The sequence below is a fragment of the Pseudomonas sp. NPDC087697 genome (assembly GCF_044743155.1).
GTDB lineage: Bacteria > Pseudomonadota > Gammaproteobacteria > Pseudomonadales > Pseudomonadaceae > Aquipseudomonas.
The window spans coordinates 105367-124293 of record NZ_JBIUVW010000010.1 but is presented as its reverse complement, the minus strand read 5'-3'; the positions used below and the strand labels follow the sequence as shown (position 1 = coordinate 124293).

Here is an 18927-nt window from a genome sequence, read left to right as displayed (position 1 = left end):
TTACGTTGCTCGAACCTCACGGTTTGAGCGAACGCTTCTCAATCGGTCCATTAAAGGAAAGCAGTGGATCAGAGGGTTGTCCAATACGCGTTTGAGCTTCTCAGCGATTTTTGCGGATGACGGCGGCTCGACGAACAACCAGTCGATGTGCCCGTGGGAAGGTACTCAAGGTGCCGAGGGTATGCCGCAACCACGACAGATCATGGCGAGGTTTGCACACGACAGATTTGCGTCGGGCCTTGCCGACGATGCTGGCAAAGACATCGTTCAAGGCTTCTGCATCTTCAAAGCCTTTGAGTTTCTTCAGCAGTTTCCCGTTGCGATAGAACAACACGGTGGGGGTGCCGCTGACCTTGGGGTGTCGGAGGGATTCGCCGGTATTCAACATGTAGATCTCGGCGCGATCTTTATAGGTCTCGGCCGTCGCACGAAAAATCGGCCCGGCGAACTCGCAGGCGTAACACTGCGGATTACTGAAATACAGGACGACCGGGCGGTAGGTCCTCAATGCCCGGAGGTATTGCGGTGCGAGAGAGTGGGTTGTCGGGCTCATAGAAGTCTTCCTTGTTCAGCCGCAAGACGAAGCGAAGGTGCTCAATAACGCTAATTCCGTCTGCAGGGGGCGTCTACTGTCAGAGTTGACAGGTGGGGCTCTGAATCAGGCGCTGCCGACAAGGTATTGCGACTCTTATGACAAAAGGGTAGAAGCCAGATGCTGTTCTGAGTGCTATTTTTAGCGCTATTAAAAGCACTTCAAGGAGCTGCGTCATGACACACATCGTGCTTTCTCAGGTTGTAGCGAGCATTTCCGAACTGAAGAAAAACCCCATGGGGACGGTCGCTGCTGGTGGCGGGCTGTCCGTAGCGATTCTTAACCGAAATGAACCCGCTTTTTACTGCGTCCCTGCCAAAGAGTATGAAGCGATGATGGACCGACTTGAGGACATGGAGTTGGTCGCCCTTTGCCGCGAACGAGAAAATGATCCAACGATTAAGGTTTCTCTCGATGACCTATGAACTGGAGTTTTCTGATAAGGCGTGGAGGGAGTGGCAAAAGCTTGGCGCGACATTGAGGGAGCAGTTCAAGAAGAAGCTTCAGGAGCGACTGGCTAACCCGCACGTTCCAGCAGATCGGTTGAGTGGGCTGGGCAATGCATACAAGATCAAGCTTCGCAGTGCTGGATACCGATTGGTGTATCGAGTGGTAGATGAGGTGTTGGTTGTGACGGTTATTGCAGTAGGGAAGAGAGAGCGAGGACAAGTTTATGATGAGGCTGTTAAGCGTTAAACGCCCGAACTAGAACAATGTGACCCTCCAATGTGGCCCAAGTACCCGCGTCTGTAGCCAACAGTAGCGCTTGTGCGCTGCGTCGATTGGTAACGCCGATTTCGCGCTTTCGCGCATCCCGTTGATTCAATTCATATTTCAATAGCTCCGGGATTTCCCTTCTCGGCTGTGGCACATTTTCTGCTGTCTATTCCGTTGTTACATACCAAGTTCCGGTATAGCGGAATACACATCATCCTGGAGTGCCCGTCATGCAGCGCCGACCTTCCTTGTTTACAGCGTGTGTTTTTCTCTTTGCGGCTTCAGCCTCTGCCGTGGGCATTGCCCAGGCGGCGGACAGCAAGCTCGACAATGTGTTGAAGCGTGGACATTTGATTGTAGGCACCGGCAGCACTAACGCGCCGTGGCACTTCCAGGGCGCGGACGGCAAATTGCAGGGTTTTGATATCGACATCGGGCGGATGGTCGCCAAGGGTTTGTTCAATGACCCGAGCAAGGTCGAGTTCGTGGTGCAGTCGTCCGATGCGCGGATTCCCAATTTGCTGACCGACAAGGTCGACATGAGCTGCCAGTTCATTACCGTCACCGCCAGCCGTGCACAGCAAGTGGCGTTCACCCTGCCGTACTACCGCGAAGGCGTGGCCCTGTTGCTGCCGGCCAACAGCAAGTACAAGGAAATCGAAGACATGCGGGCCGCCGGCGACAGCGTCACCGTGGCCGTGCTGCAAAACGTCTATGCCGAAGAGTTGGTGCACCAGGCGCTGCCCAAGGCCAAGGTCGATCAGTACGACAGCCAGGACCTGATCTACCAGGCCGTGAATTCGGGCCGGGCCGATGCCGCCGCTACCGACCAGTCCTCGATCAAGTACCTGATGGTGCAGAACCCCGGCCGCTATCGCAGCCCGGCGTACGCCTGGAGTCCACAGACCTACGCCTGCGCGGTCAAGCGCGGCGACCAGGACTGGCTGAACTTCGTCAATACCGTCTTGCATGAAGCCATGACCGGCGTTGAGTTCCCGACTTACGCGGCGTCTTTCAAACAGTGGTTTGGCGTTGATCTGCCTTCCCCAGAGATTGGCTTCCCCGTCGAATTCAAATGAAAACTGCTGCGCTCAGAAATACTGCGTTGAAAACAGACTCGAAATGCTCATTGACTAACGTCAACTCCGCTTCCTCGTCTGTTTTCGCCTTGTCTTTCTTTCGCTCGCGACGTTTCCATTTCTTGAATGAGGAGTGGGGCGCCTCTAACGCGCCCCGCTCAAGGTACTGCTGACCATGAACTATCAGTTGAACTTTGCCGCCGTCTGGCGCGATTTCGACACCTTGCTGGCGGGGCTCGGTCTGGGCCTTGAACTGGCGTTGGTGTCGATCGCCATCGGTTGCGTGATCGGCCTGCTGATGGCGTTTGCTTTGCTGTCAAAGCACCGCGCATTGCGGGTGCTGGCGTCGGTGTACGTGACGGTGATCCGTAACACGCCGATTCTGGTGTTGATTCTGTTGATCTACTTCGCGCTACCGAGCCTGGGGATTCGGCTGGACAAGCTCCCGTCGTTCATCATCACCCTGTCGCTGTATGCCGGGGCGTACTTGACCGAAGTGTTCCGCGGCGGGTTGTTGAGCATCCCTAAAGGCCTGCGCGAAGCCGGGTTGGCGATTGGTCTGGGGGAGTGGCAGGTCAAGGCGTACGTCACCGTGCCGGTGATGTTGCGCAACGTGCTACCCGCACTCTCGAACAACTTCATTTCGCTGTTCAAGGACACCTCGCTGGCGGCGGCGATTGCCGTGCCGGAGCTGACCTATTACGCGCGCAAGATCAACGTCGAAAGCTACCGGGTGATTGAAACCTGGCTGGTGACGACGGCGCTCTATGTTGCGGCCTGTTATCTCATCGCGATGCTGCTGCGTTACCTCGAGCAGCGTCTGGCGATTCGTCGTTAGGAGGCCGCATGTACGAGTCCCCAAGCTGGTTGCATGAATTGTGGGTCGCCCGCGACACCCTGTGGTCGGGCTTTTTGACCAGTGTGCAGTGTTCCGTCCTGGCGATCTTGCTTGGCACCCTGATCGGCATCGTTGCCGGGCTGGTGCTGACCTATGGCAAGTTCTGGATGCGCGCGCCGTTTCGTTTTTACGTCGATCTGATCCGTGGCACACCGGTGTTTGTGTTGGTGCTGGCCTGCTTCTACATGGCGCCGGCGCTGGGCTGGCAGATCAGTGCGTTCCAGGCGGGTGTTCTCGGGTTGACGCTGTTCTGCGGTTCGCACGTTGCCGAGATCGTTCGCGGTTCGTTGCAAGCGCTGCCGCGTGGGCAGATGGAAGCGAGCAAGGCCATCGGCCTGACGTTTTATCAGGCCCTCGGTTACGTGCTGCTGCCCCAGGCGCTGCGGCAGATTTTGCCGACCTGGGTCAACTCATCGACCGAAATCGTCAAGGCCTCGACCTTGCTTTCGGTGATTGGTGTGGCCGAGTTGCTGCTCAGTACCCAGCAGATCATCGCCCGGACCTTCATGACCCTGGAGTTTTACCTGTTTGCCGGTTTTCTCTTTTTCATCATCAACTACGCCATCGAATTACTCGGCCGGCATATTGAAAAGCGGGTGGCCTTGCCATGATTCAAGCTCAAGTTTCGACCCAGAACAAAAGCCAGGCCCTGCTGGACATTCGCGGGTTGCATAAGCAATACGGCCCGCTCGAAGTGCTCAAGGGCGTCGACCTGACCATGCAGCGTGGCAACGTGGTCACGCTGATAGGCTCCAGCGGTTCGGGCAAGACCACGCTGCTGCGCTGCGTGAACATGCTCGAAGAATTCCAGGGCGGGCGGATCCTGCTCGATGGCGAGTCCATCGGTTACCACGAGGTCAACGGCAAGCGCGTGCGCCACTCGGAAAAAGTCATCGCCCAGCACCGGGCCATGACCGGCATGGCGTTCCAGCAGTTCAACCTGTTTCCGCATCTCACGGCGTTGCAGAACGTCACTCTGGGCCTGCTTAAAGTCAAAAAGCTGCACAAGGATGAAGCGGTGGTGCTGGCGGAGAAGTGGCTGGAGCGTGTTGGCCTGCTGGAACGTCGCGACCACTATCCGGGTCAGTTGTCGGGTGGTCAGCAACAACGCGTGGCGATTGCCCGGGCGATTGCGATGAACCCGAGCCTGATGCTGTTCGACGAAGTGACGTCGGCACTCGACCCGGAACTGGTCGGTGAAGTGTTGAACGTGATCAAGGGCCTGGCCGAGGATGGCATGACCATGCTGCTGGTGACCCACGAGATGCGTTTTGCCTTTGAGGTCTCGGACAAGATCGTTTTCATGAATCAGGGGCGTATCGAAGAGCAGGGGCCACCGAAGGAACTGTTCGAACGCCCGCAGTCTCCGCGCCTGGCGGAATTTCTCAAGAACACCCGTTTTTAGCATTCAATTTTGAATCAGGAGAAACACCCATGAGCATTACTCGTTACGGCACTGGTAGCACCGCCGGTGGCGGCCAGCCCCGTCCTTTCGCCCGTGCGGTAGAAGCCGATGGCTGGCTGCATGTGTCTGGCCAGGTGCCGGCGGTGGACGGCGAAATCATTGCCGGCGGGATCGTCGAGCAGACTCATCAGACTATGCGCAACCTGATCGCGATCCTCGAAGAAGCCGGTTATGGTCTCGAAGACGTAGTGCGTACGGGCGTATGGCTGGAAGATCCACGGGATTTCTGGAGCTTCAACAAAGTCTTCTCCGAATACTTCAGCCCTGAACACGCACCGGCCCGGGCCTGCGTGCAGGCGAACATGATGGTCGATTGCAAGGTCGAGATTGATTGCATCGCTTATAAGGCGAAGAAGGCCTGATTTGTTCTTGTAGGAGCTGCCGAAGGCTGCGATCTTTTGGCGTTTTTGGAAGTGCCGGAAGGGCAAGATCAAAAGATCGCAGCCTGCGGCAGCTCCTACGGACGAATTTGAATGGGAACCCACTGAAATGACCGAAGACACCATCAAGCGCCGGGCTCGCGGTCTGGATCGGGCGTTCGATATCCTCGACTTTCTCAAGGAAGTCGGCCAGCCGCTGCGTCCGAACGACATCGCCAGCGGTATCGGCAGCCCGAAATCCACGGTCTACGAGCTGGTCGCGTCCCTGCTTGAACGACGGATTCTCGAACCGGTGGGCAAGGAGGGTCACGTCTACCTCGGCCGGCAACTGTACTTTCTCGGTCAGGCGCATCTGCGCCATTTCGACCTGAGCCGCGAGGCCGATCACGCCTTGCAGGAGATCGTCAGCCAGACCCGTGAAACCGCGCAGATGTGCCTGCTCAACGGGCGCAAATACACGGTGGCGCTGATGAAGGAGGGCGAGCGGCATTTCCGCATTTCCTCGGACATCGGCGAGAACGCGCCGATCCCGTGGACCGCTTCCGGGCGCTTGTTGCTGGCGCATTTGAGTGACCAGCAAATCGTCGATCTGATCGATGAGGAGGACTTCATCCTGCCTGACGGCGAACGTCTGCCGCTGGAGCGTTTTCTGGCGGAAATCCGTCAGGCCGGCATCGACGGTTTCTTCTCCTTCGATAGCGTCGCCGACACCTTCACCCATTGCTTCGCTGCCCCGGTGAAAGACCCGAGCGGCGTGGCCATTGCGACCCTGTGCATCGTCGCCCCAAGGGCCGATGCCAAGAACAATTACCACGACTATCGCCGGGTGTTGATCGAAAGCGCGAACAACCTGGCCCGTCGCATCAACGAATAACAGTGGCCGTTCGCGGCCGCGTGTGAGGAGTTAGAACATGTCTTCTGCCTTGAACATCGCCGCCGTGGAAAAGGGCACTGGCCAACCCGGTGCCAACCTGGTGCGTGACGTCAGTCTGCCGGCGCTGGTGCTGCACCGCGAAGCGCTGGAGCACAACATTCGCTGGATGCAGGCGTTCGTCAGCAACAGCGGTGCCGAGTTGGCGCCGCACGGCAAAACCAGCATGACCCCGTCGCTGTTTCGCCGCCAGTTGGAAGCGGGCGCCTGGGGCATCACCCTGGCCACCGCGGTGCAGACTCGCGCCGCCTACGCCCATGGCGTGCGCCGGGTGTTGATGGCCAATCAGTTGGTGGGTGCGCCGAATATGGCGCTGATCGCTGAGTTGCTGGCGGATCCGGCATTCGACTTTCACTGCATGGTCGATCACCCGGACAACGTCGCCGACCTCGGGGCGTTTTTCGCCGCGCGTGGTCTGCGTCTGAACGTGATGATCGAGTACGGCGTGGTCGGCGGCCGTTGCGGTTGCCGCAGCGAAGCTGAAGTACTGGCGCTGGCCGCCGCGATCAACGCGCAGCCGGGGTTGGCGTTGACCGGCATTGAGGGCTACGAAGGGGTGATTCACGGCGACCAGGCGGTCAGTGGCATCCGCGAATTTGCTGCGTCCCTGGTGCGCCTCGCGGTGCAGCTGCAAGACAGCGGCGCTTTCGCCATCGATAAGCCAATCATCACTGCCTCGGGTTCGGCCTGGTATGACCTGATCGCCGAGTCCTTCGAAGCGCAGAACGCCGCCGGACGTTTCCTCAGTGTGCTGCGTCCAGGCAGTTACGTGGCTCACGACCATGGCATCTACAAGGAAGCGCAATGCTGCGTGCTCGATCGTCGTAGCGACTTGCACGAAGGCCTGCGCCCGGCGCTGGAGGTCTGGGCCCATGTGCAGTCGTTGCCGGAGCCGGGTTTTGCGGTGATCGCCCTGGGCAAGCGCGATGTGGCCTATGACGCGGGGCTGCCAGTGCCGTTGCTGCGTTATCGAGCAGGTGTGGTGCCGGCGGTAGGCGACGATGTCAGTGCCTGCACCGTGACGGCGGTGATGGATCAGCATGCGTTCATGACAGTTGCGCCCGGGGTTCAGTTGCGAGTGGGCGACATCATCTCGTTTGGCACTTCTCACCCGTGTCTGACCTTCGACAAATGGCGCACCGGTTGCCTGGTGGATGAGCAGTTGAACGTCATCGAAAGCATGGAAACCTGTTTCTAGGTTTGAGACCGCAGCGCGGCCTTCGCGAGCAAGCTTTGCTCCTACGCGTTTGTGCTGACCGTAGGAGCAAAGCTTGCTCGCGATGAGGCCCTGTCAGACAACACCGAAACACCAGAGAACCCACAACCATGAACACCCTCAGCCCTCTCGGCCCCAACACCCCGCGCATCGCGTTGATCGGCGAGTGCATGATCGAGTTGCAGCAGCGCGCCGACGGCAGTCTGCAACAGAGTTTTGGCGGCGACACCCTGAACACTGCGGTCTACCTGTCTCGCGAATTGGGCGATAAGGTCTCGGTGGATTACGTCACTGCGCTGGGCGATGACAGTTTCAGCGACGCCATGTGCCAGAGCTGGTCCGAAGAGGGCATCGGCCTGAGCATGGTCCAGCGGCTACCGGGGCGTTTACCCGGTTTGTACTGCATCCAGACCGATGCTTCGGGTGAACGTCGTTTCCTCTATTGGCGCAACGAAGCCGCCGTGCGCGATTGCTTCACCACGCCGGCGGCGGCACCGATTCTTGCGGCGCTGCCGGATTACGCTGTGTTGTATTTCAGTGGCATCACCCTGGCGGTACTGGGCGAAGAAGGGCGTAAAAGGCTCATTGAAACGCTGATCGAAGCTCGCCAGCGGGATGCGCGGATTGTCTTTGACAACAACTATCGGCCACGTTTGTGGAGCACCGTCGAACAGGCTCGGACGGCGTACCGCGAAGTTTTGCCCTATGTCGATATGGCACTGCTGACGGTGGACGATGAACAGGCGCTGTTCCACTTTTCCGATTGTGCGGCGGTGTTCGCGGCCTACGAGCAGATTGGCACGCCGGAAGTGGTGCTCAAGCGGGGCGCCGAGCCGTGTCTGATTCGCTTTGGCGGTGAGTCGTTCGAGGTCCCGGCGCAACGCGTAGAGCGGGTGGTGGACACCACGGCGGCCGGGGATTCGTTCAGCGCGGCGTATCTGGCCAGTCGGCTCCGTGGTGCAAGCCCCGCAGAAGCCGCAGAGGCCGGGCATCGGTTGGCGAGCCGGGTGATTCAGGTGCCGGGGGCACTGATTCCCCGAGGCTGAATACGGTCAATGTGGCGAGGGAGCTTGCTCCCGCTCGGCCGCGAAGCGGTCGTAATCCGGTAATCGCGGCCCATCTGACTACTCGCGATGGCTGATTTTAGGGTCGCTTCGCAACCCAGCGGGAGCAAGCTCCCTCGCCACAGGGGCCCTAAATTCTCTAATCCCGGTAAAACACCTGCACCAGGTGATAACCAAACTTGCTCTTGATCGGCCCGTGCACGACGCGCAGCGGTTTTTTGAAGATCACCGCATCGATAGCACCGACCATCTGCCCTGGCCGAACTTCACCCAGGTCACCTCCGCGTTTACCGGACGGGCAGGTCGAATACTTCTTGGCCAGCACATCAAAGGCCTCGCCCTTGGCGATGCGTTGTTTGAGCTGTTCGGCCTCTTCGGCCGTTTTCACCAGAATATGGCGGGCTTGAGCTTTCATTGGGGCAGTTACCTTGGAGCGGTTGTGGCGGCGGGCGCGATTATGCCTCAAATCATCCGGTTCGGCGGATCATGTGCCGAATCTTGCCGGCCAGTTGTTCAAGGGTAAAGGGTTTGGCGAGCAGGTCCATGCCCACGTCGAGAAAGCCCTGACGTTCGGCGGCTTTTTCCGCGTAGCCGGTCATGAACAGCACGTTGAGCCCTGGCCGATGCAGTGCTTGATGCTGCGGGCGACCAGCCCACGTTCGTCGCGAATCGGGCTGTAGGTCAGGTCCAGCTAGAAATCCGCTTCGCCACCATCGCGTTGCAGGTTAAAGCACTGCTCGGTGTAGGAGCGCACTTGGCCCTGTAGGACAGCGCTATAAATGGGGTCCGTGAAGTCTTTTAGTTCTGGCCATGTCTGGTGCGTGGGTTGTCCGAAAGCCTGCGGATGCTTGTTGCCGGCCAGCAGTGCAAAGCCGTCGTTGTATATCTGCGAGAGCTCTGGTCCCCATCACAACAGCATGGGCATGGGCGAGTGAATCACGATGTCCACGGCGGTGCGCAGGCTCTGTGGCCAGTTGCTGGCAGAGCCCAGCGGGCTTTGTGCCCAGTCGAGTCGGGCAATCAAGGCCTGGGCATCGCTGCCGGTAGGGGATCCGTTCATCAGGGGTTCCTGCATCATGTCAGTGCTACTGCATCAACTATTCTTCGGAGGAGTAGACGCTCGGACGCGTGAAAAGTGGCGTGCCCTGGCAATTTTCGTTCAATGGAAGACTCAATGGATATTTTTTGCCATGGAAATTCACTCGCTGCTAGGAATGCTGGCCAGCCAGGATGGCTCCGATCTTTACCTGTCTACCGGAGCACCGCCCACCGGGCGATTTAATGGTGCGCTCAGAGCGCTGACCAGCGAGGCCTTCAAGTCCGGCGAGATCGCCGGGATTGCCGAGGCCATTATGGACGCCGAGCAGCGCGTGGAGTTCGACCGCGAGCTGGAAATGAACCTGGCGGTTTCGCTGGCGGGTGTCGGGCGTTTTCGAGTCAATATCTTCAAACAACGCAACGACGTGTCGATTGTGGCGCGCAACATCAAACTCGATATTCCACGTTTTGAAGACCTCAATCTGCCTGCCGTGCTGCTTGAGACAGTGATGCTCAAACAAGGACTGATGTTGTTTGTCGGCGCCACGGATTCGGGTAAATCAACATCACTGGCCGCGCTGATCGATTACCGCAATCGCCACAGCAGCGGGCACATCATCACCATCGAAGACCCGGTGGAATATATCCATCGCCATCAGAAATCGATCATCAACCAGCGCGAGGTAGGCGTGGATACACGCAGCTTCCACGCCGCCTTGAAGAACACCCTGCGCCAGGCCCCGGATGTGGTGCTGATCGGCGAAATCCGCGACCGCGAAACCATGGAACATGCGTTGGCCTTTGCCGACACCGGGCACCTGGTGATCTCCACCTTGCACGCCCACAACGCCAATCAGGCGCTGGACCGGATCATCAACTTTTTCCCTGAAGAGCGCCGCGGGCAGTTGCTCAATGATCTGGGCAACAACCTAAAGGCCTTCGTTTCCCAACGTCTGGTGCACACCCTCGATGGCCAGCGCCGGGCGGCGGTGGAGGTCATGCTGGGCACGCCAACCATTGGCGATCTGATCCGGCGCAATGAGTTGGGTGAACTCAAGAACATCATTGAGAAGTCTGCGGAGCAGGGCATGCAGACGTTCGATGGCGAACTTTACAAGTTGGTTATGGAGGGAGTGGTCAGTGAGAACGAGGCGTTGAAACATGCGGACTCCGTTAATAATTTGAGGCTGCGGCTGAAACTAAATGCCGAGTCGACAGTGCCTCGGGAACTACCGGCTGGGGGGTGGGGGTTGGTTGAGTGATAATGTTTTTAATGTATTAAGGGTGTGGGTTTAGTGTGGTCTTGATGTTTTTTGTAATGCTGGCTAATAAGTTGCTGGTTGATGGTTTTCTATTTTTGATTAGAGTTCCGTTTTGTTCAAAACAATATCGGAGCTTGAACGGGGTCATAATATGAAAATCAGAAATACTTTGGATAAATCTGCTGCTTCCGCTGCTGGAAATTACTTGTTGTGTACGGCAGCTGATGAAGTAGATCGCCGGGAATTAATTGGTGAGCTTAAGGCTATCATTGGTAGCCGGAGAGGCCGGCCCGATAATGAGGTCATTGATTTCAGCAACCGTATTTTCCCGCTGATGGCGGAATCATCGCTTGGTTATGTACACGAGCCTGTCTGTAAAATGCTGAACGACATGCTTCGTTTGGAACAGGTTAAAGCTGTATTTGCCCGGGAGAAAGTACGTTTATCCTACCCGCCATTTGTCACCAGCAGTGGCTGTTTGGAGGTCATGGGACCTCATGGCAGGTTGGATGTTGCTCAACACTTCCACTCCGATCCGGTTGTCGGGCCCCAGTTGCGCAACCTGGTCGCCGCTGCAAAAGAGACAGGCGGAGAAGTGAGGTCGGGTGGTGGTTATGCAGTCCCGTCTCAATGGATGCGCTTTCACGGACTAAAAGTACCAGAGAATGTGGAAGAGGTTGAAAATCTGCTGACCTTTCTGGAGTGGCAATGGCCCGCGTCTGATCGCCTCGGTAATTACTGGGAGCAACTCACGGGTCATGACGGTGAGTCAGTTGTACTGACTACCTCCCAGTACGCGGAGATTCGCGCACTGACCGCCCAATTTGTGCCCAAGGGTCAGAGCTTGCTCGACACGTTATATAACAATGTCCAGCCAACGCTTTCCGGTCATGTTGACTGGCAGAATGCGAATGAAACAATAGCGAAATTAGTGAGCCATACTTTTTCTCAAGAGCTGGCAAAAAAATACCTTGGTGCTTTGGGTTGGTATGGTTCGGGCGACGGCGAAACTATAAACGAGAACGATCTGGCGCAACTGCTCGTCACGGCGATTCTTCTTGAACTCAATCCCCTTTTTGGTGTGAATGAGGAACGAAATAGTTTCGGCACATATGATGTTTATGAGCCGATGAGCTCTGTTGATAGACCACTGTTTATTGTTCGTGAGGATGTGGAACGACACCTCGTGAGTAACCAGCGAGTTTCCAGCGGGGTGGCACCCTTGGCGTCGCATTTGCTGTTGGCCGGTATTGCTCCCGGTTTTTTGGTCAAGAGCCTGCCTAGGGGACTCCTCGCAGGTTCGATAGGCTGGGTGACTTTTTGTCAGGCGGTGGCGTTAGTCGAGCGGAACTCCACAGGGGCTTCACGCTTCATGACTTATGAGCAAGTCATGTGGTTCGCCAGTATGGATTCGATCAGTTCGTCACTGGCACAGTTGCAGGGCGTGTTAGCTATCGAATCAATTATTGACTGGGCTTTAATCAACGAGGTCATTACGCATGAGGCGCTGACGGCATCTGCCGAGGAGGCTGCTGAAAGTGCCATGTCCGCTTATCAACTCTATGTGAAGGACTTGGCTGAGGGGGTCAAGGTATTCTCTACTCCACTGCCGAGCCGAAAAGAGATTGCATTGACGGCACTGAAAGAGGCAGCGCCCGGGTGTGATTTTTTAGAGCAGCGGGTGCTCAGACACTACAGTGATAGGCTCTCGCACTCCTACAAGATGTCCATGCTCGATCTGCATGTGGAAGGTGAACTGACAAGTGCAGAATGGGACTGGCGCGAAGACGGGAGACTTTATGATCGCTATCCGTTGCTGCAGGGGGTGAGCCCTAATCAGCCCAGGTTTGAAGCGCAGGTACTCGAGCATCACGGCAACCTCCATCGGGTAATGGCAGCCAGTATCAAATTGGCAATGTCGCATATGCTGAGCGCAGATCTTGAAATTTTCGAGACTCATGCAGTCACCTTTTTCACCGTTCGATCATCGGTCAGTGAGCTTGTCGGTCAATCTTCAGGCCAGACCGGCCTCGTGGGAGTCAATACTACTGCGCCTAAACCCAAGGAGAGCCAAGCGAAAAAAGATGAGGCAACCGGGCGATATGGCATTGTTATGTGTGTCTCCCACGGTAATAACCAAATTCTTTGCTATGAAATGTTCACCTTGCAAGGTATCTGCCGGGTCAATACTCACTTGGGTAATATAATTCAACAAACCGGGATAATGAGCATGCCTTCCCGACTGGAATTCAAGGGAAGCATGACGGATCTTTCGCCGGCACTTCCTGTGTTTCATCCTCGGATCGACCTCAGGAGCTATACCCATGGGACCGAGCCTGGCACGGGAATCATAAGCGACGCGGTTATAGAAAAACTGGGCACTCTTGCGGCGCCGACCTCCAGACCCGAGCAAAAACGCAGCGCTTATCAACACTTCGCTAACTCGCACATCACCAATATTGCGCAGTTCATTGTCACTAATCGTCCTTTAGCGACGGTTAATGAACTCACCGAGGCAGCGACCGTACTCACTGAGCGAGAACAAAATATCGTTACCAGGGATAAGGTGGCGACCTCTGTTGTTGATCTGGTCGTACCGTTCAAGAAATGCATCGAGGATATTGCCTCCGGAGAAAGAAACCGGGTAGTCGACGGGGTGTTTGGTTGCATTATGGACGGTATCGGCATTTTCTTTACCGCATTGGGTGTTACGACCAAAATCTTGAGCATTGCGTCCAGGACTGTTTCCCTAACGTCAAAAGTCGTCAGTTTTGCAAGGTTCGGTTTGAAACTGACGGTGTCGGTTTTTAATCCGATCGATGGTTTGCCTACCGCAGCGTACCGAAGCTCGAAAGCGGTTTTAAAAAGTGGGTTGCAGTTGGGACGTGAGGGTGCCCAATTGGTAGAGGCGGCAACATCCCAGTTGCGTAGACTGACAGGCAAAGCCAAGTCTGTGGATCTGCTCCAGTCGGCGAACTTGCCCCATCTTGGACAAGGTACGTGGCGCCCTCGCGGCAGTACGGTCGACGTGTTAAGCGTGTGTGCTGTCAGTCAAAAAAACCACTGGTATGCCGTCAATCGATACGGTAAACCTTGGGGCAAACGACTGGCCGACTTCGATTTCAAGCAAGCGTTTTCTCTACCCGACTTCAGCAGGGCACTGCCTGCTGGTTATAGCCGCCAGATTATTCAACAGAGCTTGCCAATTGCGCGCCAGAAGATCGATAACGCACTCTCGGTACTGACGACGCCGTCCCTCAATCATGAAACCGACCTCGCAATCGGCCTGTTTCTGGGAAGCACGCCTCAGGCTCGTGACGACTTGCTCAACTTCTTGGAAATCCTCAGAACAGACTTCAACGGCACCTCCGCAAGTAATTTTATTTTGGACAGTGCAAAAGATAACGTGAATATCGTTCAGGTAAATCCATTTGACTACAGTAAATGGAAACAGGAAATCATGACGGGGACGGCAGATCATCAGTTCCTGACCATCAATACTCAAAACTTGAATGATCGTTTTAGATTGGCAGGTTTTAAATACAGTGAGATTGCCGATGATCTGATTCACGAAATGTTCCGCGCCGGGTCTACCACGACCGACGTGGTCTCCGCCAAAGCGGCGAAACAGGGTCGCCGAGGGTTAGACGTGGCGCCCTTGTTGAACCTTGCTGCAGGTCGTCTTCCAAGACCGACCAGCGGCGCGACTGTTCACTATCATCAACGCGGAAAAGCACTTATCAATGCTGACTCTTTTGCGCTGACAACAGCATTGCTCAGCCAGCGGGAAACTGACAAGCCTGAGTACTTGAAGAACATCGGCATTATAAATGCGGCCATTGAAGACAGTGCAGGCGGCCCGATTCATGGTGAGGTGTTGGTGAATTTTAATACCCACTGAAGTTTGTGCCGATGCCTCAGGTCGTCCTGTGGCATCGGCAGTCAATGCTCTGTCTGGAGCGTTCAATCGTTCAGCTCTGGCCGATCCCGAAACTGCTCCAGCGCCTCGGGATTGGCCAGTGCATCGGTGTTTTTCACCGGTAATCCATGCACTACATTCCTCACCGCCAGCTCAACTACTTTGCCGCTGATGGTTCGCGGTATATCCGTCACTGCAACAATCTTCGCCGGCACGTGCCGAGGCGTGGTGTTGGCGCGGATGACCTGGCGAATCTCCTGCTCAAGGTTGTCGTCCAGCATCACGCTGTCACGCAGGCGCACGAACAACACCACGCGCACGTCATCCTGCCATTGCTGACCGATGGCGACCGAGTCCAGTACCTGATGGACTTTTTCCACCTGACGGTAGATTTCTGCTGTGCCGATGCGCACGCCGCCGGGGTTGAGTACCGCGTCAGAGCGCCCGTGGATCAACCAACTGCCGTTGGGCCGTTGTTCGGCATAGTCGCCCTGAGCCCAGACGTCAGGAAACTGGCTGAAATACGATGCGCGGAGTTTTTCCTGGTGTGGGTCATTCCACAGGCCGATCGGCATGGCCGGGAAGTGCCGGGTGCAAACCAGTTCACCTTTTTCGCCGATCACCGGTTGCCCGGACTCATTCCAGACTTCAACGGCCATGCCCAGACCCTTGCCCTGCATCTCGCCACGACGGACCGGCAGGACCGGATTGCCGGCGATGAAGCAGGAAACGATGTCGGTGCCGCCGGACATCGACGACAGGCACAGTTCGCTTTTGATCTCGCGGTAAACATACTCGTAGCTTTGCGGTGACAGTGCCGAACCGGTCGACAGCAGGGCTTTCAGACTGCTCAAGTCATGGCTGAGGCGTGGCTGGATCTCATTGCTTTCAAGGGTCGCGAGGTATTTGGGGCTGGTGCCGAAGACGCTGATGGCTTCGCTGTCGATCAGGTCGATCAAGCGTTGCGGACCGGGATGGAAAGGCGAGCCGTCGTACAGCACCACGCTGCTGCCGACCGCCAATGCCGAGACCAGCCAGTTCCACATCATCCAGCCACAGGTGGTGTAGTAGAACAGTCGGTCGTCAGGTCCGAGGTCGACGTGCAAACCGTGTTCCTTGACGTGTTGCAGCAGCACACCGCCGACGCTGTGGATGATGCATTTCGGCACGCCGGTCGTGCCGCTGGAGTAGAGAATGTACAGCGGATGAGCGAAGGGCACCGCGACGAACTCGGGCTCGCCGCCCGGACGGTAAAAACTGTCCCACAACGCGACCCTAGCTTGAGTTTTGTAGTCTTCAATGCGGGCTTGTGGTCGGGCGTATGGGACGATGATCAGTTGCTGCAGCGATGGCAGGCGCTCAAGAATTTCGTTGACCTTGGTGGTCTGATCGATCTCTTTGCCGGCATAGCGATAGCCAGCGCAGGTGATCAGCACTTTCGGTTCGATCTGACCGAAGCGGTCAACCACCCCGTGTGTGCCGAAATCGGGTGACGAACAGGACCAGATCGCGCCCAGGCTGGTGGTCGCGAGCATGCCCACCAGTGTTTGCCAGGTGTTCGGCATGCATGCCGCGACTCGATCACCCAGGCCGACGCCCGCGGCTCTCAGGCTTTTTTGCAGACCGGCGACGTGCTCGGCCAGCTCAAAGTAGCTCAGGGTTTCGCGCTGGCCGTTTTCGGCGATGGCAATCACGGCGGTTGCGTCATCGCGACGACGCAGCAGGTGTTCGGCAAAGTTCAGCGTGGCGTCGGGAAACCATTCGGCGCTGGGCATCTGCGGGCCTTCACGCAGCACCGTGCTCGGTGGCTGGTGAAACGTGATCTCGAAAAAATCGACGATGGTCTGCCAGAAATCTTCGCGCTGATCGATGCTCCATTGATGCAACGCCGGGTAGTCGGCGAGTGCAAGGTTGTGCCGCTGATTGCTGAAGCGCCGGAAGGCATCCATGCGGGTTTTGCCGATGCGCTCGGCGCTGGGTTTCCACAATACTTCTGACATGGTTCGCCTCTTGTTTTTCTTATTACACGCTCACTGCCTCTTGTGGCGAGGGAGCTTGCTCCCGCTGGTCCGCGAAGCGGGCCCAAACTGGCTGGCGCGTTCCTCCAATGGCAACGCGTTCATCATTTTACGACTGCTGCGCAGCCGAGCGGGAGCAAGCTCCCTCGCCACAGATGCTAACTAGCCTTCTACTGTGCCAACCACCCACCATCAATATTCCACGCCGCGCCACGCACCTGGCTGCCGGCTTCACTGCATAGAAACAGCACCAGTTCGCCCAGTTGCGAAGGGGTCACAAATTCCAGCGACGGTTGCTTCTCGGCCAGTAAATCATGTTGCGCCTGCTGTGGGTCGACCCCGGCGGCGGCGCGGTCGTCGATCTGCTTCTGCACCAGGGGAGTCAACACCCAGCCTGGGCAAATGGCGTTGCAGGTGACGTTGCTGGTAGCGGTTTCCAGGCCGACCACTTTGGTCAGGCCGATCACCCCGTGCTTGGCGGCGACGTAGGCGGCTTTGCCGACCGAACCGACCTGGCCGTGCACCGAGGCGATGTTGACGATCCGCCCCCAACCTTTGGTGCGCATGCCTGGCAGGCTCAAACGGGTGCTGTGAAACACCGAGGACAGGTTGATCGCAATGATCGAATCCCAGCGTTCCACGGGGAAGTCTTCCACCGCAGACACGTGCTGGATGCCAGCGTTGTTCACCAGAATATCGACGCCGCCGAACTCGCGTTCGGCGTAGGCGATCATCTCGGCAATTTGTGCGGGGTCGCTGACGTCGGCCGGGTGATGGCCGACCTTGCCGCCGAACTGTTGCACCTCGGTGATGACCTTGGAAGCATCGCCGAAACCATTGAGGATCAGGTTGGCGCCGGCCTTGGCCAGGCTCAGTGCGATGCCCAGACCGATGCCGCTGGTGGAGCCGGTGACCAGTGCGGTTTTGCCCGAAAGAGTTGTCATGAATGCCTCACACAATGCCGGTGGCGTAGAAAGTACCGATGACTACGAAGACCGCCAGGGTCTTGATCAGCGTAATACAGAAAATGTCTTTATAGGCTTCACGGTGGGTCAAGCCCGTCACCGCGAGCAAGGTAATGACCGCGCCGTTGTGCGGCAGGGTGTCCATGCCGCCACTGGCCATGGCGGCGACCCGGTGCAGCACTTCCAGCGGAATGTTCGCCGCGTGGGCCGCCGCGATGAAGTCATTGGCCATCGCCGCCAGGGCGATGCTCATGCCGCCCGAGGCCGAGCCGGTGATGCCGGCCAGCAGGGTCACGGTGATCGCTTCATTGATCAGCGGGTTAGGGATGCTTCTGAGCCAGTCGGCCAGTACCAGGAAGCCGGGCAAGGACGCGATGACCGCGCCAAAGCCGTATTCCGACGCGGTGTTCATGGCCGCCAGCAAGGCGCCACTGACTGCGCTTCTGCTGCCCTCGGCGAGCTTGCCGCGGATCGCCTGAAAGCCGAACACCAGCACCATGATGATGCCCACCAGCAACGCGGCCTGGACCGCCCAGATCGCGGTGAGTTTGGCGATTTCGGTGGTCACCGGCGCGGCCATGCCCGGCAGGCTCAGGCTGTGGGTCTTGCCGTACCACAGTGGAATCCAGTGGGTGAATAGCAGGTTCATGATGCCCACCAGCAACAGCGGCGAGAGGGCGATCCATGGGTTGGGTAGCTTCACGTCTGCGGCGGTTTCCGGCTCGTTGCGCAGTACCGAGCCATAGCCTTCACCGCTGCGCTGGGCCTTGTTGCGCTGGCGCTGGAGGAACAGCATGCCGGCGCAGAATACGAAAATCGCGCCGATCAAACCCAACCAGGGCGCGGCCCAGGCCGTGGTGTTGAAGAAGGTGCTGGGGATGATGTTCTGGATTTGCGGGGTGCCGGGCAGGGCGTCCATGGTGAAAGAAAACGCGCCGAGGGCGATGGTCGCCGGGATCAGCCGTTTCGGGATATTGCTCTGACGGAACATCTCCGCCGCAAACGGGTACACCGCGAACACGACGACGAACAGCGACACGCCACCGTAGGTGAGCAGGGCGCACACCAGCACGATCACCAGCATCGCCTGGCGAGTACCGAGCAGACGAATTGCTGCGGCGACGATCGAGCGCGAGAAACCCGACAACTCAATCAGCTTGCCGAACACGGCGCCGAGCAGGAACACCGGGAAGTACAGTTTGATGAAGCCGACCATCTTCTCCATGAATACGCCGGTGAAGGCGGGCGCAACGGCAGAAGGGTCAGTGAGCAGGACCGCGCCAAGGGCGGCAATCGGAGCGAAGAGAATGACGCTGTAGCCACGGTAAGCAGCCAGCATCAGCAGCGCGAGGGCTGCCAAGGCAATGATCACACTCATGGTGT

General features: G+C 57.5%; 18 protein-coding genes and 1 pseudogene. 12 read left to right on the top strand and 7 right to left on the bottom strand.

Annotation, left to right across the window (positions count from 1 at the left end; translation table 11 throughout):
• Positions 1-100: 100 nt before the first annotated feature.
• The gene (locus tag ACIPIN_RS10460) at positions 101-553 is read right to left on the bottom strand and encodes a thioredoxin family protein (RefSeq protein ID WP_401118109.1); all 453 of its coding nucleotides are present in this window, start codon (positions 551-553) and stop codon (positions 101-103) included.
• 215 nt (positions 554-768) lie between these two features.
• Here ACIPIN_RS10460 and ACIPIN_RS10455 point away from each other — a divergent pair, with 215 nt between their 5' ends.
• From ACIPIN_RS10455 to ACIPIN_RS10410, 10 genes are all read left to right on the top strand, one after another.
• Positions 769-1017, top strand: a complete 249-nt coding sequence (locus ACIPIN_RS10455; protein ID WP_003182829.1) for a type II toxin-antitoxin system Phd/YefM family antitoxin — start codon at positions 769-771, stop codon at positions 1015-1017.
• Positions 1007-1288, top strand: coding sequence for a type II toxin-antitoxin system RelE/ParE family toxin (locus ACIPIN_RS10450; RefSeq protein WP_401118107.1), 282 nt, complete (start codon positions 1007-1009; stop codon positions 1286-1288). The genes ACIPIN_RS10455 and ACIPIN_RS10450 overlap by 11 nt, the downstream gene beginning before the upstream one ends.
• 251 nt (positions 1289-1539) lie before the next feature.
• Entirely contained in the window at positions 1540-2388 is an 849-nt protein-coding gene (locus ACIPIN_RS10445; protein WP_401118105.1) for a transporter substrate-binding domain-containing protein, read from the top strand.
• Positions 2389-2563: 175 nt separating this feature from the next.
• Positions 2564-3226, top strand: a complete 663-nt coding sequence (locus ACIPIN_RS10440) for an amino acid ABC transporter permease (RefSeq protein WP_054596802.1) — start codon at positions 2564-2566, stop codon at positions 3224-3226.
• 8 nt (positions 3227-3234) lie between these two features.
• Positions 3235-3897, top strand: a complete 663-nt coding sequence (locus ACIPIN_RS10435) for an amino acid ABC transporter permease (RefSeq protein WP_401118102.1) — start codon at positions 3235-3237, stop codon at positions 3895-3897.
• Positions 3894-4691, top strand: coding sequence for an amino acid ABC transporter ATP-binding protein (locus tag ACIPIN_RS10430; RefSeq protein ID WP_401118099.1), 798 nt, complete (start codon positions 3894-3896; stop codon positions 4689-4691). The genes ACIPIN_RS10435 and ACIPIN_RS10430 overlap by 4 nt, the downstream gene beginning before the upstream one ends.
• A 29-nt stretch (positions 4692-4720) precedes the next feature.
• Complete coding sequence (locus ACIPIN_RS10425) at positions 4721-5113, top strand: RidA family protein (protein ID WP_401118097.1); 393 nt, start codon at positions 4721-4723, stop codon at positions 5111-5113.
• Between the two features lie 127 nt (positions 5114-5240).
• Positions 5241-6005: an IclR family transcriptional regulator gene (locus ACIPIN_RS10420; protein WP_401118094.1), complete on the top strand. Its 765-nt coding sequence runs from the start codon at positions 5241-5243 to the stop codon at positions 6003-6005.
• Positions 6006-6042: 37 nt separating this feature from the next.
• The gene (locus ACIPIN_RS10415) at positions 6043-7260 is read left to right on the top strand and encodes an amino acid deaminase (protein ID WP_401118092.1); all 1218 of its coding nucleotides are present in this window, start codon (positions 6043-6045) and stop codon (positions 7258-7260) included.
• 128 nt (positions 7261-7388) lie between these two features.
• On the top strand, positions 7389-8324 hold the full coding sequence (locus tag ACIPIN_RS10410; protein WP_401118090.1) for a sugar kinase: 936 nt from the start codon (positions 7389-7391) through the stop codon (positions 8322-8324).
• 157 nt (positions 8325-8481) lie between these two features.
• On the opposite strand, the gene ACIPIN_RS10405 is transcribed toward ACIPIN_RS10410, so the two are convergent.
• From ACIPIN_RS10405 to ACIPIN_RS10395, 3 genes and pseudogenes are all read right to left on the bottom strand, one after another.
• The gene (locus ACIPIN_RS10405) at positions 8482-8757 is read right to left on the bottom strand and encodes a peptidylprolyl isomerase (protein ID WP_019690952.1); all 276 of its coding nucleotides are present in this window, start codon (positions 8755-8757) and stop codon (positions 8482-8484) included.
• A 52-nt stretch (positions 8758-8809) separates the two neighbouring features.
• Positions 8810-8941, bottom strand: a complete 132-nt coding sequence (locus ACIPIN_RS10400) for a hypothetical protein (RefSeq protein ID WP_401118087.1) — start codon at positions 8939-8941, stop codon at positions 8810-8812.
• Between the two features lie 95 nt (positions 8942-9036).
• Positions 9037-9402 (bottom strand): annotated as a pseudogene (locus ACIPIN_RS10395) (hybrid sensor histidine kinase/response regulator); the annotation flags it as partial.
• Between the two features lie 130 nt (positions 9403-9532).
• Between ACIPIN_RS10395 and ACIPIN_RS10390 the strand changes: the two are divergent.
• Together ACIPIN_RS10390 and ACIPIN_RS10385 are read left to right on the top strand one after the other, a co-directional pair.
• The gene (locus tag ACIPIN_RS10390; protein ID WP_401118085.1) at positions 9533-10642 is read left to right on the top strand and encodes a PilT/PilU family type 4a pilus ATPase; all 1110 of its coding nucleotides are present in this window, start codon (positions 9533-9535) and stop codon (positions 10640-10642) included.
• Between the two features lie 151 nt (positions 10643-10793).
• The gene (locus tag ACIPIN_RS10385; protein ID WP_401118084.1) at positions 10794-14543 is read left to right on the top strand and encodes a hypothetical protein; all 3750 of its coding nucleotides are present in this window, start codon (positions 10794-10796) and stop codon (positions 14541-14543) included.
• A 62-nt stretch (positions 14544-14605) separates the two neighbouring features.
• Here the strand turns inward: ACIPIN_RS10385 and ACIPIN_RS10380 are convergent, their stop codons facing one another.
• From ACIPIN_RS10380 to ACIPIN_RS10370, 3 genes are all read right to left on the bottom strand, one after another.
• Complete coding sequence (locus tag ACIPIN_RS10380; RefSeq protein ID WP_401118082.1) at positions 14606-16561, bottom strand: acetoacetate--CoA ligase; 1956 nt, start codon at positions 16559-16561, stop codon at positions 14606-14608.
• A 188-nt stretch (positions 16562-16749) separates the two neighbouring features.
• Positions 16750-17523: a 3-hydroxybutyrate dehydrogenase gene (gene hbdH, locus ACIPIN_RS10375; protein WP_401118080.1), complete on the bottom strand. Its 774-nt coding sequence runs from the start codon at positions 17521-17523 to the stop codon at positions 16750-16752.
• Between the two features lie 7 nt (positions 17524-17530).
• Positions 17531-18922, bottom strand: a complete 1392-nt coding sequence (locus ACIPIN_RS10370; protein WP_401118078.1) for a GntP family permease — start codon at positions 18920-18922, stop codon at positions 17531-17533.
• Between the last annotated feature and the right edge of the window lie 5 nt (positions 18923-18927).